Source organism: Streptomyces sp. NBC_01142 (assembly GCF_026341125.1).
Lineage (GTDB): Bacteria > Actinomycetota > Actinomycetes > Streptomycetales > Streptomycetaceae > Streptomyces.
The window spans coordinates 130,203-156,147 of sequence record NZ_JAPEOR010000002.1 but is presented as its reverse complement, the minus strand read 5'-3'; the positions used below and the strand labels follow the sequence as shown (position 1 = coordinate 156,147).

Sequence of the window (25,945 nt, the reverse complement as noted above, 5' to 3'; positions counted from 1 at the left end):
GAGGGGGCGCCTCCCGGCGGTGGCCGGGGGAGGTACCGTTCGGTAGCGAGGTGGCCGAACTGCCGCCTGACCAGCGTCAGTCGTACGAGACGGAGTGGCACCGGATGCAGCACGCAGTGGGGGCTCCGCTGCCGCCGCCCCACGGACCGGGGCAGGGACCGGCGGGATGGACACACAGCGCCCAGCACCAGGGACCTCACCCCGGCCCGCCGCACGGGTCACCCACGGGCCCTCCGCAGCACGCTCCGGCAGGACATCCGCCCGGCGCACCCGCCGGTCCTCCGCATCCTCCGCACGGGTCACCCGCGGGCCCTCCGCAGCACGCTCCCGCAGCGCCTCCGCCGGGGTCCCCGGCGCCCCATGGGCAGCCGCCCGCCCCCGGCTGGACCGGCTCCGTACCTCCGCACGCCCCCGCACCGCCCTCCCGCGACACGACCGGGCACATCCAGCTGCCGCCCGGCGGACCGGTTCCCATACCTGCCCCGCCACCGGCCGACAGCGGCACCGGAGCGACCACCCTGGCCGTCCTGCTGATCGGCCCGGCCGGCGCGGGCAAGACGACCGTGGCCCGTCACTGGGCCACCAGCCGCCGGGTCCCGACCGCGCACATCAGCCTCGACGACGTACGCGAATGGGTCTGCTCCGGCTTCGCCGACCCCCAGTCGGGCTGGAACGACCACTCCGAGGCCCAGTACCGGCTCGCGCGCCGCACCTGCGGCTTCGCCGCCCGGAACTTCCTGGCCAACGGAATCTCCTGCATCCTCGACGACGCCGTCTTCCCGGACCGGCCCGTCGTCGGGCTCGGCGGCTGGAAGCGCCATGTCGGCCCCGGGCTGCTGCCCGTCGTCCTGCTCCCCGGCCTGGAGATCGTGCTGGAGCGCAACGCCGAGCGCAGCGGCAACCGCCGTCTCTCGGACGAGGAGGTGGCCGGCATCCACGGCCGGATGGCCGGCTGGTACGGCTCCGGCCTGCCGATCATCGACAACTCCAAGTACGACGTGGAGACGACGGCACGGGTGCTCGACGACGTCCTGGCCCGTTCCATCGCCAGCCCGCCGAACTGGTAGTGGCAGCCGGGCGCACGCGCGTGCCACCCCGGTCGGACGCGCTGAACCGGCCGAGTCGCGCCCCCGCTCGTACGCTCGTGATATGTCAGAGGTGTTTGGAGCACGCCGCAGCCTGCTGCGCGCCCGGTGCGCGGCAACCGGCTGCGCGGCGGCCCTGGTCTCCCGCCCCGCCAATGTCCGCTATCTCGCCGGCGGAGCCCCGCCCGGCGCCGTACTGCTCATCGGACCCGGTGAAGACCTGCTGCTCTGCCCCAGTAAGCCCACGGGTGATCCCGCCGACGGCCGCCCCGACGAACAGCTGCGGCTGACCGTCCTGCCGTCCTCGGCCGGCGATCCGGCGGTCGCGGCCGCCGAGCTGACCAGAACGGCGGACGTGGAGTCGCTCGCCGTCGAGGAACACCATCTGACCGTTGCCAGGCACCGGGCGCTGGGCTCGGTCGCCCCCAGACTGCGTCTCGCCGATCTCGGTCTCGCCGTCGAGCAGCAGCGGATGGTCAAGGACGAGGACGAGATCGCCTGTCTGCGGATCGCGGCGGAGATCGCCGACCAGGCGCTCGGTGAGCTGCTGGAGTCGATCCTGGTGGGCCGTACCGAGCGGCATCTCGCCCTGGAGCTGGAGCGGCGGCTCGTCGACCACGGCGCCGACGGTCCCGCCTTCGCCACCTCCGTCGCCACCGGGATCAACGCCGGCCGCGGCGGCCATCGGCCCACCGACCGGAGGGTCGAGGAGGGAGACTTCCTGTCCGTCTGCCTCGGCGCCAACTATCGCGGGTACTGCTGCGAGATAGGGCGCACGTTTGTGATCGGGACGACCCCGGCGGACTGGCAGATCGAGCTGTACGACCTCGTCTTCGCCGCTCAGCGGGCTGGTCGGGAGGCTCTTGCCCCCGGCGCCGAGTGCCGCGATGTGGACCACGCGGCCCGCCAGATCCTGGACGCCGCAGGGCATGGAGAGGGCCTCGCAGCCCTCACCGGGCACGGTGTCGGGCTCGAAATCGACGAGGACCCGCAGCTGGGCCCTGCGGCCATGGGTAAACTGGACGCTTGTGTGCCGGTCACCGTCGAACCGGGGGTCCACCTCCCGGGCCGGGGCGGTGTCCGGATCGATGACACGCTCGTCGTGCGCCAGGTGGCGGACGGCGGACCCGAGCTACTCACCATTACGACCAAGGAGCTGCTCGCGCTCTAGCTCCGCTACGGCGCGCACCCTCGGTCCCACCAGCTTCAGTCCAGGAGATTCCGCAACCGTGGCTTCCACGAACGACCTCAAGAACGGCATGGTGCTCAAGCTCGACGGAGGCCAGCTCTGGTCCGTCGTCGAGTTCCAGCACGTCAAGCCCGGCAAGGGCCCTGCCTTCGTGCGCACCAAGCTCAAGAACGTGCTGTCCGGCAAGGTCGTCGACAAGACGTTCAACGCCGGCGTGAAGGTCGAGACGGCCACCGTCGACCGCCGCGACATGCAGTTCTCGTACATGGACGGCGAGTACTTCGTCTTCATGGACATGCAGACGTACGACCAGCTGATGGTCGACCGCAAGGCTGTCGGCGACGCCGCCAACTACCTGATCGAGGGCTTCACGGCCAGCGTCGCCCAGCACGAGGGCGAGGTGCTCTACGTCGAGCTGCCGGCCGCCGTCGAGCTGGTCATCCAGCACACCGAGCCGGGCGTCCAGGGCGACCGCTCCACCGGCGGCTCCAAGCCGGCCACGCTGGAAACCGGTTATGAGATCGGCGTCCCGCTCTTCATCACCACCGGTGAGAAGATCAAGGTCGACACCCGCTCCGGTGAGTACCTCGGCCGGGTGAACAGCTAACCGTGGCTGCCCGGAACAAGGCCCGTAAGCGCGCCTTCCAGATCCTCTTCGAGGCCGACCAGCGCGGTGAGTCCGTGCAGACGGTCCTCGCGGACTGGGTGCGGCACTCACGGTCCGACGACCGGCAGCCGCCGGTCGGCGAGTACACCATGGAGCTGGTCGAGGGGTACGCGCAGTACGCGGACCGCATCGACGACCTCATCGCCACCTACTCCGTCGGCTGGACCATCGACCGGATGCCGGTCGTCGACCGCAACATCATCCGGCTCGGTGCGTACGAGCTGGTGTGGGTGGACGAGACCCCGGACGCGGTGGTGATCGACGAGGCCGTGCAGCTTGCCAAGGAGTTCTCCACCGACGAGTCCCCGTCGTTCGTGAACGGCCTGCTCGGCCGCTTCAAGGACCTCAAGCCGAGCCTGCGCCGCGATCGCGACTAGGGCGCAGCCTGCTTCACCAGGCCCGAAGCCGAGGACGAACAGTCCTTGGCTTCGGGCCTCGTGCTTGTGCTGGCTGCCCCGTCGGGGCTCCGCTCCGAACGCCGCTCCTCAATCGCCGTAGGGGCTTGGTTTCCCGTCCGGTGGGAGAAACGCAGCGGAGGGCGAACCCGGAACAGCCGGGTTCGCCCTCCGACATGCCGCCGAGGTGACGGCGACGTGACGTTTCTCCTGAAGTGGCGTCAGCTCTCGTCGTGGGAGACTGCGCGCCGTGCGTCCGCGTCCAGAACGCCCCAGCTGATGAGCTGCTCGGTGAGGACCGACGGCGACTGGTCGTAAATGACGGCGAGGGTGCGCAGGTCGTCCTGGCGGATCGACAGCACCTTGCCGTTGTAGTCGCCGCGCTGGGACTGGATCGTGGCGGCGTAACGCTGGAGCGGGCCTGCCTTCTCCTGCGGCACATGGGCCAGGCGCTCCAGGTCCAGGACGAGCTTCGGCGGCGGCTCGGCCGCTCCGCCCGGCGTGGTGCCGGGAAGCAGTTCCTGCACCGGGACGCCGTAGAAGTCCGCCAGCTCGGCGAGACGCTGTACGGTCACGGCACGGTCGCCGCGCTCGTACGAGCCGACCACGACGGCCTTCCAGCGGCCCTGGGACTTCTCTTCCACTCCGTGGAGGGAAAGCCCCTGCTGGGTGCGGATGGCGCGGAGCTTGGCCCCGAGCTGTTTTGCGTATTCGCTGGACATATAGCTCCCCGGACGCTGTGACAACGTGCGGCTCCGCCGCGCGGCTGGTAACTCACTGTGAGGTTACGCAGCGTTACTTGGATGCGTCAAGCCGAATGGGTCCGGACCGGTATCCGCCGGGGGCGGGGCCGGGGCCCAGGCAAGGCCCTGGTAGCGTGGGTGGCGTAATTCCGACGTCCTTTAAGATCCGTCCCGTGAGGCGGAGAAGGAGGTCCGTTTCATAATGGACACGCACAACAGCTCCGATGTGGCGCGCCCCGTTCTCGAGGCTCCCGACATCGCGCGGGTACTGACCCGCATCGCCCACGAGATCGTCGAACGCGCCAAGGGTGCCGACGACGTGGTGCTCCTCGGCATTCCGACCCGCGGTGTGTTCCTCGCCCGCCGGCTGGCCGACAAGCTCGAAGAGATCACCGGCCGAAAGATCCCGGTCGGCTCCCTCGACATCACCATGTACCGCGACGACCTGCGCATGCGGCCCGCCCGCGCGCTGGCCCGCACCGAGATCCCCGGTGACGGCATCGACGGCCGGCTGGTCGTCCTCGTCGACGACGTTCTCTTCTCCGGCCGCACCATCCGCGCCGCACTCGACGCGCTGGGCGACATCGGCAGGCCGCGCGCCGTACAGCTCGCGGTCCTCGTCGACCGCGGCCACCGTGAACTCCCGATCCGCGCCGACTACGTCGGCAAGAACCTCCCCACGTCGCTGCGGGAGACGGTCAAGGTCCAGCTTGCCGAGGAGGACGGTCGCGACACCGTGCTGCTCGGTGTGAAGCAGACCGCTCCGGCCGGCGAGCAGTAGCACTTCTGCGCACGGACCCGGGGACCGGGGCCGTGCACACGCCTGCCCGCCCACGTTCCAGCGCCCCTCCACGACCCACGGAGCACCAGATGAAGCGTCACCTCATCTCGGCCGCCGACCTCACCCGCGACGACGCCGTCCTGATCCTCGACACCGCCGAGGAGATGGCCCGGGTCGCCGACCGGCCGATCAAGAAGCTGCCGACCCTGCGCGGCCGCACCGTCGTCAATCTCTTCTTCGAGGACTCGACGCGGACCCGGATCTCCTTCGAGGCCGCCGCCAAGCGGCTGTCCGCCGACGTCATCAACTTCTCGGCCAAGGGCTCGTCCGTCTCCAAGGGCGAGTCGCTGAAGGACACCGCGCTGACCCTGGAGGCGATGGGCGCGGACGCCGTCGTCATCCGGCACGGCGCCTCCGGCGCCCCCTACCGGCTCGCCACCTCCGGCTGGATCGACGGGGCGGTCGTCAACGCGGGCGACGGTACGCACGAGCACCCCACCCAGGCCCTGCTCGACGCCTTCACCATGCGCCGCCGCCTGGTGGGCCCCGACGCGGGCCTGGGACGCGATCTGGAAGGGCGCCGCATCACCATCGTCGGCGACGTACTGCACAGCCGGGTGGCCCGCTCCAACGTCCTGCTGCTGCACACCCTCGGCGCCCACGTCACCCTCGTCGCCCCGCCGACCCTGGTGCCGATCGGCGTCGAGAACTGGCCGTGCGAGGTCTCGTACGACCTGGACGACGTGCTTCCCAAGTCCGACGCGGTGATGATGCTGCGTGTGCAGCGCGAGCGGATGAACGCCGCCTTCTTCCCGACCGAGCGCGAGTACTCGCGCCGCTACGGCCTGGACGGCGACCGCATGGCCCGGATGCCCGAGCACGCGATCGTCATGCACCCCGGCCCGATGAACCGCGGCATGGAGATCACCGCGCAGGTCGCGGACTCCGACCGCTGTACGGCCGTCGAGCAGGTCGCCAACGGTGTGTCGACCCGGATGGCCGTCCTGTATCTGCTTCTGGGCGGCAACGAGTCCGCCATCAGCCCCACCCACGCGCGCACCGAGGAGAACAAGTAACCATGAGCAAGATCCTGATTCGTGGCGCGAAGGTGCTGGGCGGCGAGCCGCAGGACGTACTGATCGACGGCGAGACCATCGCCCGGGTCGGTACGGGTATCGAGGCGGGCGACGCCACCGTCATCGAGGCCGAGGGGAAGATCCTGCTCCCCGGTCTGGTCGACCTGCACACCCATCTGCGCGAGCCCGGACGTGAGGACTCCGAGACCGTCCTGACCGGCACCAAGGCGGCCGCTGTCGGCGGCTTCACCGCCGTACACGCCATGGCCAACACCTTCCCCGTCGCCGACACCGCCGGCGTCGTCGAGCAGGTCTGGCGGCTCGGCAAGCAGTCCGGCTACTGCGACGTACAGCCCGTCGGCGCCGTCACCGTCGGCCTGGAGGGCAAGAAGCTCGCCGAACTCGGCGCGATGCACGACTCCGCCGCCGGGGTGAAGGTCTTCTCCGACGACGGCAAGTGCGTCGACGACGCGGTGATCATGCGCCGCGCGCTGGAGTACGTGAAGGCCTTCGACGGCGTCGTCGCCCAGCACGCCCAGGAGCCCCGCCTCACCGAGGGCGCCCAGATGAACGAGGGCATCGTCTCCGCCGAGCTGGGGCTCGGCGGCTGGCCCGCCGTCGCCGAAGAGTCGATCATCGCCCGCGATGTCCTCCTCGCCGCCCATGTCGGCTCGCGCGTGCACATCTGCCACCTCTCCACCGCCGGCTCGGTCGAGATCGTCCGCTGGGCCAAGTCCAAGGGCTGGAACGTCACCGCCGAGGTCACCCCGCACCACCTGCTGCTCACCGACGAGCTGGTGCGTACGTACAACCCGGTCTACAAGGTGAACCCGCCGCTGCGTACCGAGGCCGACGTCCTGGCGCTGCGCGAGGCCCTCGCCGACGGCACCATCGACTGCGTCGCCACCGACCACGCCCCGCACCCGCACGAGGACAAGGACTGCGAGTGGGCCGCGGCCGCCATGGGAATGGTGGGCCTGGAGACCGCGCTCTCCGTCGTCCAGCAGACGATGGTCGACACCGGCCTCATCGACTGGGCGGGCGTCGCGGACCGGATGTCGTTCCGGCCTGCGAAGATCGGCCGCCTGGACGACCACGGCCGCCCCGTCTCGGCTGGCGAGCCCGCCAACCTCACCCTCGTCGATCCGGCATACCGTGGAGCCGTGGACCCCGCGGGCTTCGCCTCCCGCAGCCGCAACACCCCCTATGAGGGCCGTGAGCTGCCGGGACGCGTCACCCACACCTTCCTGCGGGGCCGGGCGACGGTCGTGGACGGGAAGCTGGCGTGACACCTGCACTGAGCAATCTGGCCGAAGTGGCTGCCGAACAGAAGTCGGCGGAAGTCACCGACTGGGCCGCGCGTCTCGGCTGGGTGGCCGGACTGGTGCTCTTCATCGCTTTCGTCTACTGGCTGATGCGCCAGGGATGGAAGTGGCGCGGCAGCCTCCAGTCCGACCTGCCCGCACTGCCCACCGCGCCCGAGGCGCAGGGCGAGGCGAAACTTGAACTGACCGGCCGCTACCACGGCTCCACGACCGCCGGACAGTGGCTCGACCGGATCGTCGCCCACGGCCTGGGCGTACGCAGCCGCCTCGAGCTCACGCTCACGGACGCCGGAGTGGCGGTCGTACGCCCCGGCGCGAGCGACTTCTTCATCCCCCGGGAAGCCCTGCGCGAGGCCCGGCTCGACAAGGGCATCGCCGGCAAGGTCCTTGCCGAGGGCGGACTGCTCGTCATCACCTGGGCGCACGGCGACAAGCTGATCGACTCCGGCTTCCGCTCCGACCGCGCGGCCGAGCACTCCGCCTGGGTCGAAGCCATCAACTCCATGAACCAGTTCCTTACGACGGAAGGCCCCGCACGATGACGACCTCCAATCCGGGGCACGCCTCGAAGAGGCAAGGGACTTCTCCCGCCGTACTTGTCCTGGAGGACGGCCGCACCTTCCGCGGCCGCGCCTACGGGGCCGTGGGGGAGACCTTCGGCGAGGCGGTGTTCAACACCGGCATGACCGGCTACCAGGAGACGCTCACCGACCCCTCGTACCACCGCCAGGTCGTCGTGATGACCGCCCCGCACATCGGCAACACCGGCGTCAACGACGAGGACGACGAGTCCAGGAAGATCTGGGTCGCCGGCTTCGTCGTACGCGACCCCGCCCGCGTGCCCTCCAACTGGCGCTCCCGGCGCTCCCTGGACGAGGAGCTCGTCAAGCAGGGAATCGTCGGCATCAGTGGCATCGACACCCGCGCGCTCACCCGCCATCTGCGCGAGCGCGGCGCGATGCGCGTCGGCATCTTCTCCGGCGAGGCGCTCGCCGGCGACGCCACGCTGCTGGCCCGTGTGATGGAAGCCCCCGAGATGAAGGGCGCCGACCTCTCCGCAGAGGTCGCCACCACCGAGGCGTACGTCGTGGAGGCGATCGGGAAGAAGAAGTTCACCGTCGCCGCACTCGACCTCGGCATCAAGGGCATGACCCCGCACCGCATGGCCGAGCGCGGCATCGAGGTGCATGTGCTGCCCGCCACCGCCACCGTCGAGGACGTGTACGCCGTCAACCCCGACGGTGTGTTCCTCTCCAACGGCCCCGGCGACCCGGCCACCGCCGACCTGACCGTGATCAAGGACGTCCTCGAGCGCAGGACCCCGCTCTTCGGCATCTGCTTCGGCAACCAGCTGCTCGGCCGCGCGCTCGGCTTCGGCACCTACAAGCTGAAGTACGGCCACCGCGGTATCAACCAGCCCGTTCAGGACCGCACCACCGGCAAGGTCGAGGTCACCGCGCACAACCACGGATTCGCCGTCGAGGCCCCGCTCGACAAGGTCTCCGACACCCCCTACGGACGCGCCGAGGTTTCCCACGTCTGCCTCAACGACAACGTGGTGGAGGGCCTGCAGCTGCTCGACCAGCCGGCCTTCAGCGTCCAGTACCACCCCGAGGCGGCCGCGGGCCCGCACGACGCCGCGTACCTCTTCGACCGTTTCGTCTCCCTGATGGAGGGCCAGCGTGCCTAAGCGCACCGATATCCAGTCCGTCCTGGTCATCGGCTCCGGCCCGATCGTCATCGGCCAGGCAGCCGAGTTCGACTACTCCGGCACCCAGGCCTGCCGCGTCCTCAAGTCCGAGGGCCTGCGCGTCATCCTGGTCAACTCCAACCCGGCGACGATCATGACCGACCCGGAGATCGCCGACGCCACGTACGTCGAGCCGATCACCCCGGAGTTCGTCGAGAAGATCATCGCCAAGGAGCGCCCCGACGCGCTGCTGCCCACCCTCGGCGGCCAGACCGCGCTCAACACCGCGATCTCCATGCATGAGCAGGGCGTCCTCGAGAAGTACGGCGTCGAGCTCATCGGCGCCAATGTCGAGGCGATCAACAAGGGCGAGGACCGCGACCTGTTCAAGGGCGTCGTCGAGGCCGTCCGCGCCAAGATCGGCCACGGCGAGTCCGCACGCTCGGTCATCTGCCACTCCATGGACGACGTCATCAAGGGCGTGGAGACGCTCGGCGGCTACCCCGTCGTCGTCCGCCCCTCCTTCACCATGGGCGGTGCCGGCTCCGGCTTCGCGCACGACGAGGACGAGCTGCGCCGGATCGCAGGACAGGGCCTCACGCTCTCCCCGACCACCGAGGTGCTCCTGGAGGAGTCCATCCTCGGCTGGAAGGAGTACGAGCTGGAGCTGATGCGCGACAAGAACGACAACGTCGTGGTCGTCTGCTCCATCGAGAACTTCGACCCCATGGGCGTGCACACCGGCGACTCGATCACCGTCGCCCCGGCGATGACACTGACCGACCGTGAGTACCAGCGGCTGCGTGACGTCGGCATCGCGATCATCCGTGAAGTCGGCGTGGACACCGGCGGCTGCAACATCCAGTTCGCCGTCAACCCCGACGACGGCCGGATCATCGTCATCGAGATGAACCCGCGCGTCTCCCGCTCCTCGGCGCTCGCCTCCAAAGCCACCGGGTTCCCGATCGCCAAGATCGCCGCCCGTCTCGCCGTCGGCTACACGCTCGACGAGATCCCCAACGACATCACCGAGAAGACCCCGGCGTCCTTCGAGCCCACGCTCGACTACGTCGTCGTCAAGGTGCCCCGCTTCGCCTTCGAGAAGTTCCCGTCCGCCGACGCCACCCTCACCACCACCATGAAGTCGGTGGGCGAGGCCATGGCCATCGGCCGCAACTTCTCCGAGGCACTCAACAAGGCCCTGCGGTCCCTGGAGAAGAAGGGCTCGCAGTTCGCCTTCACCGGGGAGCCGGGCGACAAGGCGGAGCTGCTCGAGACCGCGAAGGTCCCGACCGACGGCCGGATCAACACCGTCATGCAGGCCATCCGCGCGGGCGCCACCCCCGAAGAGATCTTCGACGCGACGAAGATCGACCCGTGGTTCGTCGACCAGCTCTTCCTGATCAAGGAGCACGCGGACGAGCTCGCCGCCGCCGAGAAGCTCGACCCCGAGCTGCTCGCGGACGCCAAGCGCCACGGCTTCTCCGACGCGCAGATCGCCGAGATCCGCGGGCTGCGCGAGGACGTCGTCCGCGAGGTCAGGCACGCGCTGGGCATCCGCCCGGTCTTCAAGACGGTCGACACCTGCGCCGCCGAGTTCGCAGCGAAGACCCCGTACTTCTACTCCTCGTACGACGAGGAGGGCGAGGTCGCGCCGCGCACCAAGCCCGCCGTGATCATCCTCGGCTCGGGCCCGAACCGCATCGGCCAGGGCATCGAGTTCGACTACTCCTGCGTCCACGCCTCCTTCGCGCTCAGCGATGCGGGCTACGAGACCGTGATGGTCAACTGCAACCCGGAGACCGTCTCCACCGACTACGACACCTCCGACCGGCTCTACTTCGAGCCGCTCACCCTGGAGGACGTGCTCGAGATCGTCCACGCCGAGACCCTCGCGGGCCCGATCGCGGGCGTCGTCGTCCAGCTCGGCGGCCAGACACCGCTCGGTCTCGCCCAGGCGCTCAAGGACAACGGCGTTCCGGTCGTCGGCACGTCGCCCGAGGCGATCCACGCCGCCGAGGACCGTGGCGCCTTCGGCCAGGTCCTTGCCGACGCCGGACTCCCGGCCCCCAAGCACGGCACCGCGACCACCTTCGCCGGGGCCAAGGCCATCGCCGACGAGATCGGCTACCCCGTCCTCGTACGCCCGTCGTACGTGCTGGGCGGGCGCGGCATGGAGATCGTGTACGACGAGATCCGCCTCGAGTCGTACATCGCCGAGTCCACCGAGATCAGCCCCACCCGACCCGTCCTGGTCGACCGGTTCCTCGACGACGCCATCGAGATCGACGTCGACGCGCTCTACGACGGCACCGAGCTCTACCTCGGCGGCGTGATGGAGCACATCGAGGAGGCCGGCATCCACTCCGGCGACTCGGCCTGCGCGCTGCCCCCGATCACGCTCGGCGGCTTCGACATCAAGCGGCTGCGCATCTCGACCGAGGCCATCGCCAAGGGTGTGGGCGTCCGCGGACTGATCAACATCCAGTTCGCGATGGCCGGCGACATCCTGTACGTCCTCGAGGCCAACCCGCGTGCCTCGCGCACCGTCCCCTTCACCTCGAAGGCGACGGCCGTACCGCTGGCGAAGGCCGCGGCCCGTATCTCGCTGGGCGCGACCATCGCCGAACTGCGCGCCGAGGGCATGCTCCCGGCGAACGGCGACGGCGGCACGCTCCCGATGGACGCGCCGATCTCCGTCAAGGAGGCCGTGATGCCCTGGTCGCGGTTCCGCGACATCCACGGGCGCGGCGTCGACACCGTCCTCGGCCCGGAGATGCGCTCCACCGGTGAAGTCATGGGCATCGACTCGGTCTTCGGCACGGCGTACGCCAAGTCGCAGGCCGGGGCGTACGGTCCGCTGCCCACCAAGGGCCGTGCGTTCATCTCCGTCGCCAACCGCGACAAGCGCTCGATGATCTTCCCGGCACGGGAGCTCGTCGCCCACGGCTTCGAACTGCTCGCCACGTCCGGCACGGCCGAGGTGCTCAAGCGCAACGGCATCAACGCCACCATCGTGCGCAAACAGTCCGAGGGCGCGGGACCGAACGGCGAGAGGACCATCGTCCAGCTCATCCACGACGGCGATGTCGATCTGATCGTCAACACGCCGTACGGCACCGGCGGCCGCCTCGACGGCTACGAGATCCGTACGGCGGCCGTGGCGCGATCCGTCCCGTGCCTGACGACGGTCCAGGCGCTCGCCGCCGCTGTCCAGGGCATCGACGCGCTCAACCGCGGCGATGTGGGAGTCCGTTCACTCCAGGAACACGCGGAACACCTGACCGCGGCCCGCGAGGCCTAGCAGCCAGGAGGGGGACACCGAAACCGGTGTCCCCCTCTGCGTGAGCCGTCCGATGAGCTGCCCGAGGAAAGCACCCATGTACAAACTCTTCTTCAACCTGGTCTTCAAGCGGATGGACCCGGAGCAGGCCCACTATCTGGCCTTCCGCTGGATCCGCCTCGCCGCCCGCATCCCGGTGCTGCGGACCTTCGTCGCCGCCGTCCTCGCGCCCCGCCACCAGGAGCTGCGGACCGAGGCGCTGGGCCTGCGGATGCACGGCCCCTTCGGCCTCGCCGCAGGCTTCGACAAGAACGCCGTCGCCATCGACGGCATGTCGATGCTCGGCTTCGACCACATCGAGATCGGCACCGTCACCGCACAGCCGCAGCCGGGCAACCCCAAGAAGCGGCTCTTCAGGCTCGTACCGGACCGTGCGCTGATCAACCGCATGGGGTTCAACAACGAGGGCTCGGCGGCCGTGGCGGAGCGTCTGGGGGCCCGCAGGGCCGTTTTCCGGACGACCGTCGGTGTCAACATCGGCAAGACGAAGGTCGTCCCGGAGGCCGAGGCGGTGGGCGACTACGTGACCTCGACGGAGCGCCTGGCGCGCCACGCCGACTACCTCGTGGTCAATGTCTCCTCCCCGAACACCCCCGGCCTGCGCAACCTCCAGGCCACCGAGTCCCTGCGCCCGCTTCTGACGGCCGTACGCGAGGCGGCCGACCGGAGCGTCACGGACCGCCGCGTCCCCCTCCTGGTCAAGATCGCACCGGACCTCGCCGACGAGGACGTCGACGCCGTCGCCGACCTCGCCCTCGAGCTGGGCCTGGACGGCATCATCGCCACCAACACCACCATCGCCCGGGACGGCCTGGGCCTGAAGTCGGACCCGGCGCTGGTGAAGGAGACGGGCGGCCTGTCGGGCGCGCCCGTCAAGGAGCGCTCACTGGAGGTCCTGCGCCGCCTGTACGCGCGCGTGGGCGACCGGATCACTCTGGTGGGGGTCGGCGGTATCGAGAACGCCGAGGACGCCTGGCAGCGCATCCTCGCGGGCGCGACGCTCGTCCAGGGCTACAGCGCGTTCATCTACGAGGGCCCCTTCTGGGGCCGGGCTGTCCACAAGGGCCTGGCCGCACGTCTGAAGGCCAGCCCGTACGCCACCCTCGCCGAGGCTGTCGGCGCCGAGACCAGGAAGGTGACCCAGTGAGTCCCGAACCCTTCGGCGCACGCCTGCGCCACGCCATGGACACCCGCGGGCCGCTCTGCGTCGGCATCGACCCGCACGCCTCGCTGCTGCACGCGTGGGGTCTGAACGACGACGTCGCGGGCCTGGAACGCTTCACGCGTACGGCCGTGGAGGCGCTGGCAGACCGGGTCGCCGTCCTCAAGCCGCAGTCGGCGTTCTTCGAGCGCTTCGGCTCGCGCGGCATCGCCGTGCTGGAGAAGGCCGTCGAGGAGGCGCGCGCCGCCGGTGCGCTGGTCCTGATGGACGCCAAGCGCGGCGACATCGGCTCCACGATGGGCGCGTACGCCGCGACCTACCTCCACAAGGACTCGCCGCTCTTCTCGGACGCCGTCACGGTCTCGCCGTACCTGGGCTTCGGCTCACTGCGCCCGGCGCTGGACGCGGCCGTGATCAACGGCTGCGGTGTCTTCGTCCTCGCCCTCACCTCCAACCCGGAGGGCGCCGAGGTGCAGCGCGCCACGGCCGCGGACGGGCGTTCGCTGGCCCAGCTGATGCTCGACCACATGGCCGCGGAGAACGCCGGCGCCGAGCCGCTCGGCCCGGTCGGCGCGGTCGTGGGCGCGACGCTCGGCGACGCGGGGGTGAATCTCGACATCAACGGCCCCCTGCTGGCCCCGGGCATCGGCGCCCAGGGCGCGACCCCGGCGGATCTGCCGGGCGTCTTCGGCGCGGCCGTCGGCAATGTCGTCCCGAGTGTCAGCCGGGGAGTGCTGCGGCACGGCCCGGACGTGGCCGCGCTGCGCGAGTCGGCGGAGCGGTTCGCGGCCGAGGTGCGCGAGGCGGTCTCGGGGGCGTAGTGCCCGCCACAGACCTCCGATGTACGCACCCGGAACGTGCCGTCGGCCACGCCGACCGGGTCCCTTGACACAATCTTGGCCGAAATCCCGGTCTTTTTGCCGGAAATGTCCCGGTCGGTCGATGCTGACCAGGACTTTTAGTCTGTTCTCGCTGACTGGAGCGGCCATGGCCGCTAGTCTCCGTCGAAGAGCGAACGCGCACTGTGTTGTTCGTTGCTCGCCTGGTGTGGGGCGACTAGGTTCCTCACCGGTCCGTATCCGACAGTTCGACATCCGAGGTGACGTAGGCGTGGCTCTTCCGCCCCTTACCCCTGAACAGCGCGCAGCCGCGCTCGAAAAGGCCGCCGCGGCTCGCCGGGAGCGGGCCGAGGTCAAGAATCGACTCAAGCACTCCGGCGCCTCGCTCCATGAGGTCATCAAGCAGGGCCAGGAGAACGACGTCATCGGCAAGATGAAGGTCTCCGCTCTGCTCGAGTCCCTGCCGGGCGTGGGCAAGGTCCGCGCCAAGCAGATCATGGAGCGGCTCGGCATCTCCGAGAGCCGCCGAGTGCGCGGTCTCGGCTCCAACCAGATCGCCTCTCTTGAGCGCGAGTTCGGCGGCGGCCCCGCCTGACGTTCTCGGGCACTCCCGAGAAGCTGGATAATCGCTGCATGGCAGCAGAGGTACGTCCGCGGCTGACCGTGCTCTCCGGCCCTTCTGGGGTCGGCAAGAGCACGGTCGTCGCCCATATGCGCAAGGTCCACCCCGAGGTATGGCTCTCGGTGTCGGCCACCACACGAAAGCCGCGCCCCGGCGAGCGCCACGGCGTTCAGTATTTCTTCGTCACCGACGAGGAGTTCGACAAGCTGATCGCCAATGGCGAGCTGCTGGAGTGGGCCGAGTTCGCGGGCAACCGCTACGGCACACCACGCCGTGCGGTCCTCGACCGCCTGGAGGCGGGCGAGCCCGTACTGCTGGAGATCGATCTCCAGGGCGCCCGGCAGGTCAAGGAGTCGATGCCGGAGTCGCAGCTGGTCTTTCTGGCCCCGCCGAGCTGGGAGGAACTGGTCCGTCGTCTCACCGGGCGCGGCACCGAGTCCGCCGAGGTCATCGAACGCCGGCTGGCGGTCGCCAAGGTCGAGCTGGCCGCCGAGTCCGAGTTCGATACCACCCTGGTCAACACCTCCGTCGAGGACGTGGCGCGTGAGCTGCTAGCCTTGATGGAAGTTGTCTGATCTTTTGTCCGATCTTTTTGCAAGTTCTTCGGAAGGCTAAGCGTGTCCTCCTCCATCACTGCGCCCGAGGGCATCATCAACCCGCCGATCGACGAGCTGCTCGAGGCTACTGACTCGAAGTACAGCCTCGTGATCTACGCGGCCAAGCGCGCGCGCCAGATCAACGCGTACTACTCGCAGCTCGGTGAGGGCCTGCTCGAGTACGTCGGTCCGCTGGTGGACACCCACGTCCACGAGAAGCCGCTCTCGATCGCCCTGCGTGAGATCAACGCGGGTCTGCTGACCTCGGAGGCCATCGAGGGCCCGGCTCAGTAGGTTCTACGCTCTTCACCACAGGCCCGGCGGCACATCCGCCGGGCCTGTGGTGTGTCATGGGGGAGTACGCATCCGAGTGCGGGGAGACGCAGCAGTGTCACTGGACAAGCCGAAGGTCGTTCTGGGTGTCAGCGGGGGCATCGCCGCGTACAAGGCGTGCGAGCTGCTGCGGAGGCTGACGGAGTCGGGCCATGACGTGCAGGTCGTGCCGACCGCCTCGGCGCTGCACTTCGTCGGCGAGGCGACCTGGTCGGCGCTCTCCGGCCACCCCGTCTCGACCGAGGTCTGGTCCGATGTCCACGACGTCCCGCACGTACGGATCGGGCAGCACGCCGACCTGGTCGTGGTCGCCCCCGCCACCGCCGACATGCTCGCCAAGGCGGCCCACGGCCTGGCCGACGACCTGCTCACCAATACGCTGCTGACCGCCCGCTGTCCGGTGGTCTTTGCACCCGCGATGCACACCGAGATGTGGGAGCACCCCGCCACCCAGGAGAACGTCGCGACGCTGCGCCGCCGCGGAGCCGTCGTCATCGAGCCCGCGATCGGGCGGCTGACCGGCGTCGACACCGGCAAGGGCCGGCTGCCGGAGCCGGGCGAGATCTTCGAGGTCTGCCGCCGCGTGCTCGCCCGCGGCACAGCCACCCCGGACCTCGCGGGCCGGTATGTGGTCGTCAGCGCCGGCGGCACCCGTGAGCCGCTCGACCCGGTCCGATACCTGGGCAACCGTTCCTCCGGCAAGCAGGGGTACGCCCTGGCCCGTACCGCCGCGGCCCGCGGCGCCCGGGTCACGCTCATCGAGGCCAACACCGGGATCCCGGACCCGGCGGGCGTCGACGTGGTGCACGTCGGTACGGCGGTCCAGCTGCGCGAGGCCGTGCTCAAGGCCGCGGCGGACGCCGACGCGGTGGTGATGGCCGCGGCCGTCGCGGACTTCCGCCCCGCCGCGTACGCCGCCGGAAAGATCAAGAAGAAGGACGGCCAGGAGCCCGCTCCGATCGTGCTGGTCCGTAACCCGGACATCCTCGCCGAGATCTCCACCGAGCGGTCCCGCCCGGCCCAGGTGATCGTCGGCTTCGCCGCGGAGACCGACGACGTCCTCGCCAACGGCCGTGACAAGCTGCGCCGCAAGGGCTGCGACCTCCTCGTGGTCAACGAGGTGGGGGAGCGCAAGACTTTCGGCTCCGAGGAGAACGAAGCCGTCGTACTCGCGACGGACGGCAGCGAGACGCCGGTGCCGTACGGCCCCAAGGAATCCCTCGCGGACACGGTCTGGGATCTGGTCGTCCCACGGCTCGGATGAATTCTTGGTGTCGCCGGAGCGGACGGGCGAATCTGGAGCAAATCCGGTGAATTTGCTCAGGATCGAGCCGTATCGTCGTATCCTTTGCCGTTGGACCACAGGTCACGCGACTTCCATGGAGCGAGACGGGTTGTCCCACGGTGGAACACGACCGATAAACTGGCCGTGGAACGTCGCGGGGCGCAGCCCCCGGCCGGTCCGCCAATGATCAGCCAGCAGCCGCTGCAACCCCAGGGAGCGATGTGTCCCGCCGTCTCTTCACCTCGGAGTCCGTGACCGAGGGTCACCCCGACAAGATCGCTGACCAGATCAGCGACACGATTCTCGATGCGCTTCTGCGGGAGGACCCGACCTCCCGGGTCGCCGTGGAGACGTTGATCACCACCGGTCTGGTGCATGTCGCCGGCGAGGTGACGACCAAGGCGTACGCCGACATCCCCAACCTCGTGCGCAACAAGATCCTCGAGATCGGCTACGACTCCTCGAAGAAGGGCTTCGACGGCGCGTCCTGCGGCGTCTCGGTCTCCATCGGCGCGCAGTCGCCGGACATCGCACAGGGTGTCGACACCGCGTACGAGAAGCGTGTCGAGGGCGACGAGGACGAGCTCGACAAGCAGGGCGCGGGCGACCAGGGCCTGATGTTCGGTTATGCCTGTGACGAGACGCCCGAGTTGATGCCGCTGCCGATCCACCTGGCGCACCGGCTCTCCCGCCGTCTGTCGGAGGTCCGCAAGAACGGGACCATCCCGTATCTGCGTCCGGACGGCAAGACGCAGGTCACCATCGAGTACGACGGTGACAAGGCGGTCCGTCTGGACACTGTGGTCGTCTCCTCGCAGCACGCGTCCGACATCGACCTGGACTCGCTGCTGGCTCCAGACATCCGTGAGTTCGTTGTCGAGCACGTGCTGAAGCAGCTGATCGAGGACGGCATCAAGCTGGACACCGATGGCTACCGGCTGCTGGTCAACCCGACCGGTCGTTTCGAGATCGGCGGCCCGATGGGTGACGCCGGCCTGACCGGCCGCAAGATCATTATTGACACGTACGGGGGCATGGCCCGCCACGGTGGTGGCGCGTTCTCGGGCAAGGACCCGTCCAAGGTCGACCGCTCGGCCGCCTACGCCATGCGCTGGGTCGCCAAGAACGTGGTGGCGGCCGGTCTGGCCTCGCGCTGCGAGGTCCAGGTCGCGTACGCCATCGGCAAGGCCGAGCCGGTCGGACTCTTCGTGGAGACCTTCGGCACCGCCACGCTGGAGGTCGACAAGATCGAGCAGGCCATCGCGGAGGTCTTCGACCTGCGTCCGGCCGCGATCATCCGCGACCTCGACCTGCTGCGCCCGATCTACGCGCAGACGGCTGCGTACGGCCACTTCGGCCGCGAGCTGCCGGACTTCACCTGGGAGCGCACCGACCGCGTGGAAGCCCTGCGCAAGGCCGCGGGCCTGTAAGTCACGTTCGCCTCGACGGCCCCGGACCGGTTCGGTCCGGGGCCGCCGTGTGTGCCGGACCGACTCCGTGGCGGGCCGGGGCCATACGGCCCCGGGCTGCCGCCGGTCCGGTGGTCCAGTGGTCCAGTGGTCCGGAGACCGGTGTGGCCGAGTGGTCCGGGGCGGACGCGCCCCTCGGGGCGTGAGCGATCCGCAGCCGGTGTGATCTCGGGCGCGCCGCTCTGTCAGTGGTGTCTGGTAGGAATTTGGCTGTGAGCAGCGACAACGAGCAGCCCGAAGAGCCTGCCGCCGGTGGGCCGGAGCAGCTTGCTCTCATCCGGGAGACCGTCCGGAAGGCCAAGGTGCCCAAGGCCAAGCCGCGCACATGGCGCGGGGCCGCGCTGGCCAAGGAGCTGCCCGTTGCGCGGGTCATGGTCAACAAGGGCGTACTCCATCTCGACCAGTACTTCGACTACGCCGTACCGGAGGAGCTGGACGCGGACGCGCAGCCCGGGGTGCGGGTGCGGGTGCGGTTCGGCGCCGGGGGGCACCGGGTGCGCGACGGGCGGCGTGAGGGCGGCGGGCTGATCGACGGCTTTCTGATCGAGCGGCGTGCCGAGACGGACTACGGGGGCGCGCTTGCCGCACTCGCCTATGTCGTCTCGCCCGAGCCGGTCCTCAGCCCGGAGATGCTCGCTCTCGCCCGCGCGGTCGCCGATCGTTACGCGGGAAGCCTGGCGGACGTGCTGCAGCTCGCCGTACCGCCGAGGAACGGACGGGCCGAGTCCAAACCGTCGCCCGAGCCGCTGCCTCCGCCCGCCGCACCCGAAGCGGGGAGCTGGGGGCGGTACGGCCGCGGAGCGGCGTTCCTGGAGGCGCTTGCGGGCGGGGGCGCGCCCCGGGCCGTATGGACGGCGCTGCCCGGGCCGCACTGGCCCGACGAGCTGGCGCGGGCCGTCGCGGCGACACTCGCCTCCGGGCGGGGCGCGCTGGTGGTCGTGCCCGACGGGCGGCGCGCGGCGCGGGTCGACGCCGCGCTCACCGCGCTGCTGGGGGAGGGGCGGCACGCCGTGCTGACCGCCGAGTCCGGCCCCGAGAAGCGGTACCGCCAGTGGCTGGCGGTGAGACGGGGATCGGTGCGGGCCGTTGTCGGGACCCGTGCCGCGATGTTCGCTCCCGTGCAGGATCTCGGACTCGTCGCGATCTGGGACGACGGCGACTCGAGCCACAGCGATGAGAACGCGCCGTTCCCGCATGTGCGGGAGGTGCTCGAGCTGCGGGCCACGCACGACACGTGCGGTTTCCTGCTGGGCAGTACGAGCTGCACGGTGGAGGCGGCCCAGCTCGTGGAGAGCGGGTGGGCGCTGCCGCTGATCGCCGACCGCGAGCAGGTGCGCAGTGCCGCGCCCCTCGTGCGTACCGTCGGGGACGCAGAGCTGGCCAGGGACGAGGCGGCGCGCGCGGCGCGGCTGCCGAGCCTGGCCTGGCAGGCCGTACGGGACGGGCTGAAGACCGGGCCCGTGCTGGTGCAGGTGCCCCGGCGCGGCTATGTGCCCAGGCTCGCCTGCGAACGGTGCCGTACGCCCGCCCGGTGCCGGCACTGTGCCGGACCGTTGGAGGCGCCGGACGAGCGCGATCTGCGGTGCGGCTGGTGCGGGAGCGGAGCGCCGGGCTGGCACTGCGACGCGTGCGGGAGTACGCGGCTGCGCGCCCGGATCGTGGGGGCGCGCCGTACGGCGGAGGAGCTGGGGCGTGCCTTCCCTGCGGTCCAGGTCCGGACCTCGGGCCGGGACCATGTGCTGGACAGTGTGCCGGGGCGGCCCGCGCTGGTGGTGAGCACGCCGGGCGCGGAGCCCGTCGCGGAGGGCGGGTACGCGGCCGCGCTGCTGCTCGACGGCTGGGCGATGCTGGGGCGGCCGGACCTGCGGGCCGGCGAGGAGGCGCTACGACGCTGGATGGACGCCGCCTCGCTGGTGCGGGGGCAGAGCGAGGGCGGCACGGTGGTGATCGTCGCCGAGCCGACCCAGCGGCCCGTCCAGGCGCTGGTGCGCTGGGACCCGGTCGGGCACGCACAGCGCGAGCTGGCGGAGCGGGCCGAGCTGGGTTTCCCGCCGGTGTCGCGGATGGCGGCGGTGACGGGCAGGGCGGAGGCGATCGCGGCGTTCGTGGCGGGCGCCGGACTGCCGGGCGACGCGGAGGTGCTCGGCCCGGTGCCGCTCCCGGTCACCGACCCGGGCAGACCCCGCAGACCCGGTGACCCCCCGGTGGGCGAGGTGTGGGAACGGGCGCTGCTGCGGGTGCCACCGGGCAGCGGGGCGGCGCTCGCCGCGGCACTGAAATCGGCACAGGCGGCCCGGCTGGCGCGCGGTGGAGCAGACCCGGTACGCATCAGGATCGACCCGCCGGACATCGGCTGACGGGGCCGGGAGTCGGTGACCGGGGCCGGATGGTCGCCGTGGTACGGAGCGGGCGCTCGGGCGATGCGGTGGGAACGGGGGGCTCGGGCGATGCGGTGGGAACGGCGCTGGGACGACGAGAGGGGAACGGCCCTCGGACGACGCCGCGACGTCTCTGAGGCGAGTCCGCCCGCCCGGGCGGCAGGTGTGCGGGACCGGCCGGCTCCCGCGGGCTGTGCCCTCGCCTGCCCGCCGCACCTCGGGGGAGACCCGAGCCGCGCACAGCAAGGGGCTGCCCCCGCCCGGGTCGGGCAGGGGCAGCCAGGGGAGGTCAGCCGTTGCGCGGGCCGGGGAAGGCACTCGGGCGGGCCTCCTCGCGGAGGGACTGGCTGATCGCTGTCGGCTGGGGCGGCATCGTGCGGGCCGCGGGGACGGCAGGCAACCCGGGGCCGACCGGCAGGGTGCGGGTCGTCGTCGCCTCCGTGTCATGGTCCACCTCGGCCGTCCCGGGCTGCTGCGTGGCCCGGCGCGCGCCGTAACGGCGGTGCACCGCCTGCTTGGTGACCCCGAGCGCCGAGCCCACCGCGTCCCACGAGAAGCCCAGCGAACGGTCGAAGTCCACCGCCGCCGTCACCAGTGTCTCGACGCTGTCCCGCAACTCCTGCGCAAGACGGACGGTCGGGGCCGGGGCCCTGCCGTAGACGACGAAGCCCGTGGACGGGCCTGAGCGGCGCGGGCGGTAGACATTGCCCAGCTGGGCGGTGAGTGTGCGCAGAGCGTCCACCTGCCGGCGGACCCGCTCGATGTCCCGCACCAACAGGTGCAGGCTTGCCCGGGCTTGGGCGTCGTGGGTTGCGTGGTCGGCCATTGACAAGCCTCTCGAACCGGCGTTGAAAAGGGGTCGGGCCGCATCACGGGCGGCCCGCTTCGGTCAATCTCTCTTGACCAACGCTCAACCGGGCGATGTGGTCACGCTGCGGGGGCGTATGGGCATACGCGCGGGGCGCACGGTCTTCCGTACGCCCCCTGCCGTCAGGGCCCATAGACTGGTGCGCTGCCCGTCACCGTACGGGCCGGCAGCTACCAGCACGCACCAGCCTGAGAGGCAGTCAGCCACCGATGAAGCTCGTCTTCGCAGGCACCCCCGAGGTCGCCGTACCCGCCCTGGACGCACTGATCGCCTCCGACCGCCACGAGGTGGCCGCCGTCGTCACCCGGCCGGACGCTCCCGCCGGACGCGGCCGCCATCTGGTGGCCAGTCCGGTCGCCCGGCGAGCCGAAGAGGCCGGGATCGAGGTGCTCAAGCCGGTCAAGCCGCGGGACGAGGAGTTCCTGGCGCGGCTGCGCGAGATCGGCCCCGACTGCTGCCCGGTCGTCGCCTACGGTGCGCTGCTGCCCAAGGTGGCCCTGGACGTCCCCGCCCGCGGCTGGGTCAATCTGCACTTCTCGCTGCTGCCCGCCTGGCGCGGCGCCGCACCCGTCCAGCACGCCATCCTGTCGGGAGACGAGATGACGGGCGCGTCCACCTTCCTGATCGAGGAAGGGCTCGACTCGGGCCCGGTCTACGGTGTGATCACCGAGAACGTACGGCCCACCGACACCAGCGGTGACCTGCTCACCCGGCTTGCCTTCGCCGGCTCCGGACTGCTCGCCGCGACCATGGACGGCATCGAGGACGGGACGCTGCAGGCCGTTCCGCAGCCGGCCGAGGGCATCACGCTCGCGCCGAAGATCACCGTCGAGGACGCCCATGCGGACTGGAAGTCTCCGGCGCTGCGCGTCGACCGCGTCGTCCGCGGCTGCACGCCCGCGCCCGGCGCGTGGACGGTGTTCCGCGGAGAGCGGCTCAAGCTGATCCAGACGGCGCTGGTGCCGGACCGCACGGGCCTGGCGCCCGGTGAGCTCGCCGCGGGAAAGAACAACGTGTACGTCGGTACGGGATCGCACGCCGTCGAGCTGCTCTGGGTCCAGCCGCAGGGCAAGAAGCCGATGCGCGCCGCGGACTGGGCGCGCGGGGTGCGGATCGCCCCGGGCGAGGCTGTGGGCGCCGCCGACGTAGGCTGAGGGAGTTCGACCTTTTCACCGAGGCGCCGAGGCAGCTGTCGGGCGCAGCGCTCCTCGGAATGACACAGCAAAGCGGAGCACCTTTGAACGAGCAGGCACGTCCCCGTACCCCGAAGCCGTACCGCCGCCCCAAGAAGGATCCCGTACGGATCCTCGCCTTCGAGGCGCTGCGAGCAGTCGACGAGCGGGACGCGTACGCGAATCTCGTGCTGCCGCCGCTGTTGAAGAAGGCCCGGGAGAAGGACGACTTCGACGGGCGGGACGCGGCGCTCGCCACCGAGCTGGTGTACGGAACGCTGCGCCGCCAGGGGACGTACGACGCCATCATCGCGGCGTGCATCGACCGGCCGCTGCGCGAGGTCGACCCACCGGTGCTCGATGTGCTCGCGCTCGGCGCGCACCAGCTGCTCGGGACCCGGATCCCGACGCATGCCGCGGTGTCGGCGAGTGTGGAGCTGGCGCGGGTGGTGCTCGGCGACGGGCGGGCGAGGTTCGTCAACGCCGTACTGCGGAAGATCGCGCAGCACGACCTCGACAGCTGGCTGGAGCGCGTCGCACCGCCCTACGACGAGGACGCCGAGGACCATCTGGCCGTGGTGCATTCGCATCCGCGCTGGGTGGTCTCCGCCCTGTGGGACTCGCTGGGCGGCGGGCGCGCCGGGATCGAGGACCTGCTGGAGGCCGACAACGAACGGCCCGAGGTGACGCTGGTCGCCCGGCCCGGCCGCTCCACGACCGATGAGCTGTTCGACATGCTCGGCGAGGAGTCCGGGCTGCCGGGGCGCTGGTCGCCGTATGCCGTGCGGCTGGCCGAGGGCGGCGAGCCCGGTGCCATCGAGGCCGTACGGGACGGCCGGGCCGGAGTCCAGGACGAGGGCAGCCAGCTCGTCGCCATCGCCCTGGCCAACGCACCGCTGGAAGGGACCGACGGGCGCTGGCTCGACGGGTGCGCGGGTCCCGGCGGCAAGGCCGCGCTGCTGGCCGCGCTCGCCGCGGGGCGGGGGGCGTCGCTGCTGGCCTCCGAGAAGCAGCCGCACCGTGCGCGGCTGGTCGAGCGGGCACTGGCCGGCAACCCCGGCCCGTACCAGGTCATCGCCGCCGACGGCACCCGTCCGCCCTGGCGTCCCGGCTCCTTCGACCGCGTACTCGTCGACGTCCCGTGCACGGGGCTCGGCGCGCTCAGGCGGCGTCCGGAGGCCCGGTGGCGGCGGCGCCCCGAGGACCTGGAGGGCTTTGCGCCGCTGCAACGCGCCCTGCTGCGCGAGGCGTTGCAGGCCGTACGGATCGGGGGAGTAGTGGGGTACGCGACGTGTTCGCCGCATCTCGCCGAGACCCGGGTGGTCGTCGAGGACGTGCTCAAGGGGCGCGCCGGCCCGGCCGCCGAGGCCGAGTGGGTGGACGCCAGGCCGCTGATGCCGGGCGTTCCCGCGCTGGGCGACGGGCCCGACGTCCAGCTGTGGCCGCATCTGCACGGCACGGACGCGATGTACCTGGCGCTGCTGCGGCGCACCGCCTAGGGCGCTGAGCCGACGGCGGTGTGGGTTCTGGGATGAATGACCCTTTCTCATTCCTGGTGGCCCCTGTCCGACCCATGGGCCACCGGCAGGAGACGAACGCGCGTACACGGTCTCACTCGCGGAGTTCTTGGGGTCGGTGCGTACGGGCATGGCGTGTCAGCGTGAACTTCGGAGCGAGGCCGGCGGCTTGCGGTCGTCGGTTCACCGCGCCCCGTAGTGCCAGCGGGGCGCACGTCTGCTGGCGTTGAGTCGGTCTCGATGAGACTGCCCCGCCCCGCCCCGCTCGGCCCCGTTCCCGCACCACCTTCGGCAGCCGCTCGGACTGTCCCGTCCGCAGCAGCACGGTGAGCGTCTCACCCCACCCCGGCCCGGTCCTCAACACCCCACGCATACACGTGAACCGGGCAGATCGCAGCTTTCTGCAACACGCTTCAGGCGCAGGTCGGGCACAGCCCGTGGTAGGTGATCTCGACCTCGGACACCGTGAAGCCGAACCTTTCCTCCGCCGGGAGGTCGTCCAGCGGACTGCCGGTCGGGTGGACATCGCGGATGGTGCCGCAGTGGGAGCACACCAGGTGCTGGTGCGGGTGGTGTGCGTTGGGGTCGTAGCGCTTGGCGCGGCCGTTGGTGGAGACCTCTGTGACCTCACCGAGGGAGACCAGCTCGCCCAGGGCGTTGTAGACGGTCGCGCGGGAGATCTCGGGCAGCCGCTGTGCCGCGCGGGCGTGCACCTCGTCGGCCGTGAGATGCACGTGGTCGCCGTCGAGGACCTCCGCAACGACACGCCGCTGGGAGGTCATCCGCCAGCCACGCCTTCGCAGTCGCTCCAGCAGGTCACTCATATCGGTTCACCTGTTCAGGTATTCGGGCTCGGTGGCGTACCCGAAGCCGGCCGGTGGACGTCCGGGTTCCTCTTGGATGCGGGCTTGGCGTGCTTATTGACTTGGACTCTGTCCATCGTAGGATCGGTTCCGGCAATAGCCAAGGGACAGGAAGACTCCAGTGCGGCAGGAGACAGAGACGTGCCGGGACCATCACCGAGGAGCTCGCGGTGCCGACCTGCGGGTGACGGCCGCCCGCGCCGCGCTTCGCGGGACCGTCAGGGACGGTGACCACCTCGGCGTCGAGGCAATCGGCTCCGGCGTGCGCGATCGCATGTCTTCCTGCACGTCGTGTGAGGCCCTTCACGCGCTCACGGTGGCGGGACTCGTACGCCGCATCCAACTGGCCGGCAGCCCGGCCCGGTTCGAAGGAAGGCGTCGTGTGGTCGCTGACGTCGACTGCGCGGCCGGCGAGCCCCCTGGCTGACCGCGTCCGAGGACCACGGCTTCTCGATCGACGAGGCCGAGGTCACCTGCTGGGGTCCGTGCCCCGGCTGCTCCACCGCCCACAGTTCCTGAGCAATGCGATCCGCCCAGTCCGGAAGGA

The 25,945-nt window shown here is 70.6% G+C and carries 23 protein-coding genes and 1 pseudogene; 21 read left to right on the top strand and 3 right to left on the bottom strand.

Annotated features, from left to right (window positions below):
• The first annotated feature begins 104 nt into the window (after window positions 1-104).
• From OG883_RS18015 to nusB, 4 genes are all read left to right on the top strand, one after another.
• Entirely contained in the window at window positions 105-1,067 is a 963-nt protein-coding gene (locus tag OG883_RS18015) for an AAA family ATPase (RefSeq protein ID WP_266549150.1), read from the top strand.
• 82 nt (window positions 1,068-1,149) lie between these two features.
• The gene (locus tag OG883_RS18010) at window positions 1,150-2,256 is read left to right on the top strand and encodes an aminopeptidase P family protein (RefSeq protein ID WP_266542080.1); all 1,107 of its coding nucleotides are present in this window, start codon (window positions 1,150-1,152) and stop codon (window positions 2,254-2,256) included.
• Between the two features lie 58 nt (window positions 2,257-2,314).
• Window positions 2,315-2,881: an elongation factor P gene (efp, locus tag OG883_RS18005; protein WP_266542077.1), complete on the top strand. Its 567-nt coding sequence runs from the start codon at window positions 2,315-2,317 to the stop codon at window positions 2,879-2,881.
• A 2-nt stretch (window positions 2,882-2,883) separates the two neighbouring features.
• A complete protein-coding gene (gene nusB, locus OG883_RS18000) occupies window positions 2,884-3,318 on the top strand; it encodes a transcription antitermination factor NusB (protein WP_266542074.1) in 435 nt (144 codons plus the stop codon).
• A 239-nt stretch (window positions 3,319-3,557) separates the two neighbouring features.
• On the opposite strand, the gene bldD is transcribed toward nusB, so the two are convergent.
• On the bottom strand, window positions 3,558-4,058 hold the full coding sequence (gene bldD, locus OG883_RS17995; RefSeq protein WP_266542071.1) for a transcriptional regulator BldD: 501 nt from the start codon (window positions 4,056-4,058) through the stop codon (window positions 3,558-3,560).
• A gap of 223 nt (window positions 4,059-4,281) precedes the next feature.
• Here bldD and pyrR point away from each other — a divergent pair, with 223 nt between their 5' ends.
• The 14 genes from pyrR (at window position 4,282) to OG883_RS17925 (ending at window position 20,957) form a co-directional block, all read left to right on the top strand.
• Window positions 4,282-4,860: a bifunctional pyr operon transcriptional regulator/uracil phosphoribosyltransferase PyrR gene (gene pyrR, locus OG883_RS17990; RefSeq protein ID WP_266542068.1), complete on the top strand. Its 579-nt coding sequence runs from the start codon at window positions 4,282-4,284 to the stop codon at window positions 4,858-4,860.
• Window positions 4,861-4,949: 89 nt separating this feature from the next.
• Complete coding sequence (locus tag OG883_RS17985; RefSeq protein ID WP_266542065.1) at window positions 4,950-5,936, top strand: aspartate carbamoyltransferase catalytic subunit; 987 nt, start codon at window positions 4,950-4,952, stop codon at window positions 5,934-5,936.
• A gap of 2 nt (window positions 5,937-5,938) precedes the next feature.
• Window positions 5,939-7,225: a dihydroorotase gene (locus OG883_RS17980; protein WP_266542062.1), complete on the top strand. Its 1,287-nt coding sequence runs from the start codon at window positions 5,939-5,941 to the stop codon at window positions 7,223-7,225.
• Entirely contained in the window at window positions 7,222-7,803 is a 582-nt protein-coding gene (locus tag OG883_RS17975; protein ID WP_266542059.1) for a hypothetical protein, read from the top strand. Before OG883_RS17980 ends, OG883_RS17975 begins: the two co-directional genes overlap by 4 nt.
• Window positions 7,800-8,951 (top strand): glutamine-hydrolyzing carbamoyl-phosphate synthase small subunit, encoded by a 1,152-nt coding sequence (carA, locus tag OG883_RS17970; RefSeq protein WP_266542056.1) that lies wholly within the window; start codon window positions 7,800-7,802, stop codon window positions 8,949-8,951. Before OG883_RS17975 ends, carA begins: the two co-directional genes overlap by 4 nt.
• Entirely contained in the window at window positions 8,944-12,255 is a 3,312-nt protein-coding gene (carB, locus tag OG883_RS17965; RefSeq protein WP_266542049.1) for a carbamoyl-phosphate synthase large subunit, read from the top strand. The genes carA and carB overlap by 8 nt, the downstream gene beginning before the upstream one ends.
• Window positions 12,256-12,331: 76 nt before the next feature.
• On the top strand, window positions 12,332-13,441 hold the full coding sequence (locus OG883_RS17960) for a quinone-dependent dihydroorotate dehydrogenase (protein ID WP_266542046.1): 1,110 nt from the start codon (window positions 12,332-12,334) through the stop codon (window positions 13,439-13,441).
• Window positions 13,438-14,277: an orotidine-5'-phosphate decarboxylase gene (gene pyrF / locus OG883_RS17955; RefSeq protein ID WP_266542043.1), complete on the top strand. Its 840-nt coding sequence runs from the start codon at window positions 13,438-13,440 to the stop codon at window positions 14,275-14,277. The genes OG883_RS17960 and pyrF overlap by 4 nt, the downstream gene beginning before the upstream one ends.
• Window positions 14,278-14,566: 289 nt before the next feature.
• The gene (locus OG883_RS17950; RefSeq protein WP_003956414.1) at window positions 14,567-14,890 is read left to right on the top strand and encodes an integration host factor; all 324 of its coding nucleotides are present in this window, start codon (window positions 14,567-14,569) and stop codon (window positions 14,888-14,890) included.
• 38 nt (window positions 14,891-14,928) lie between these two features.
• On the top strand, window positions 14,929-15,492 hold the full coding sequence (gmk, locus tag OG883_RS17945) for a guanylate kinase (protein WP_266542040.1): 564 nt from the start codon (window positions 14,929-14,931) through the stop codon (window positions 15,490-15,492).
• A 42-nt stretch (window positions 15,493-15,534) separates the two neighbouring features.
• Complete coding sequence (rpoZ, locus tag OG883_RS17940) at window positions 15,535-15,807, top strand: DNA-directed RNA polymerase subunit omega (RefSeq protein WP_005319902.1); 273 nt, start codon at window positions 15,535-15,537, stop codon at window positions 15,805-15,807.
• A gap of 100 nt (window positions 15,808-15,907) precedes the next feature.
• Window positions 15,908-17,110: a bifunctional phosphopantothenoylcysteine decarboxylase/phosphopantothenate--cysteine ligase CoaBC gene (coaBC, locus tag OG883_RS17935; protein ID WP_266549148.1), complete on the top strand. Its 1,203-nt coding sequence runs from the start codon at window positions 15,908-15,910 to the stop codon at window positions 17,108-17,110.
• Between the two features lie 242 nt (window positions 17,111-17,352).
• Window positions 17,353-18,561 carry a methionine adenosyltransferase gene (gene metK / locus OG883_RS17930; RefSeq protein ID WP_266542038.1) on the top strand — a complete coding sequence of 403 codons (1,209 nt, stop codon included), beginning with the start codon at window positions 17,353-17,355 and terminating at the stop codon, window positions 18,559-18,561.
• A 251-nt stretch (window positions 18,562-18,812) separates the two neighbouring features.
• Entirely contained in the window at window positions 18,813-20,957 is a 2,145-nt protein-coding gene (locus tag OG883_RS17925; RefSeq protein WP_266542037.1) for a primosomal protein N', read from the top strand.
• A 310-nt stretch (window positions 20,958-21,267) separates the two neighbouring features.
• Here OG883_RS17925 and OG883_RS17920 read toward each other — a convergent pair whose 3' ends face one another.
• Window positions 21,268-21,804, bottom strand: a complete 537-nt coding sequence (locus tag OG883_RS17920; protein WP_266542034.1) for a hypothetical protein — start codon at window positions 21,802-21,804, stop codon at window positions 21,268-21,270.
• 251 nt (window positions 21,805-22,055) lie between these two features.
• Between OG883_RS17920 and fmt the strand changes: the two genes are divergently transcribed.
• Both fmt and OG883_RS17910 read left to right on the top strand, forming a co-directional pair.
• Entirely contained in the window at window positions 22,056-23,000 is a 945-nt protein-coding gene (gene fmt, locus OG883_RS17915) for a methionyl-tRNA formyltransferase (protein ID WP_266542031.1), read from the top strand.
• An 83-nt stretch (window positions 23,001-23,083) separates the two neighbouring features.
• Window positions 23,084-24,517 (top strand): RsmB/NOP family class I SAM-dependent RNA methyltransferase, encoded by a 1,434-nt coding sequence (locus OG883_RS17910; RefSeq protein WP_266542028.1) that lies wholly within the window; start codon window positions 23,084-23,086, stop codon window positions 24,515-24,517.
• Between the two features lie 431 nt (window positions 24,518-24,948).
• On the opposite strand, the gene OG883_RS17905 is transcribed toward OG883_RS17910, so the two are convergent.
• Entirely contained in the window at window positions 24,949-25,359 is a 411-nt protein-coding gene (locus OG883_RS17905) for a Fur family transcriptional regulator (protein ID WP_266542025.1), read from the bottom strand.
• Between the two features lie 223 nt (window positions 25,360-25,582).
• Between OG883_RS17905 and OG883_RS17900 the strand changes: the two are divergent.
• Window positions 25,583-25,917 (top strand): annotated as a pseudogene (locus OG883_RS17900) (transcriptional repressor).
• Window positions 25,918-25,945: the final 28 nt, after the last annotated feature.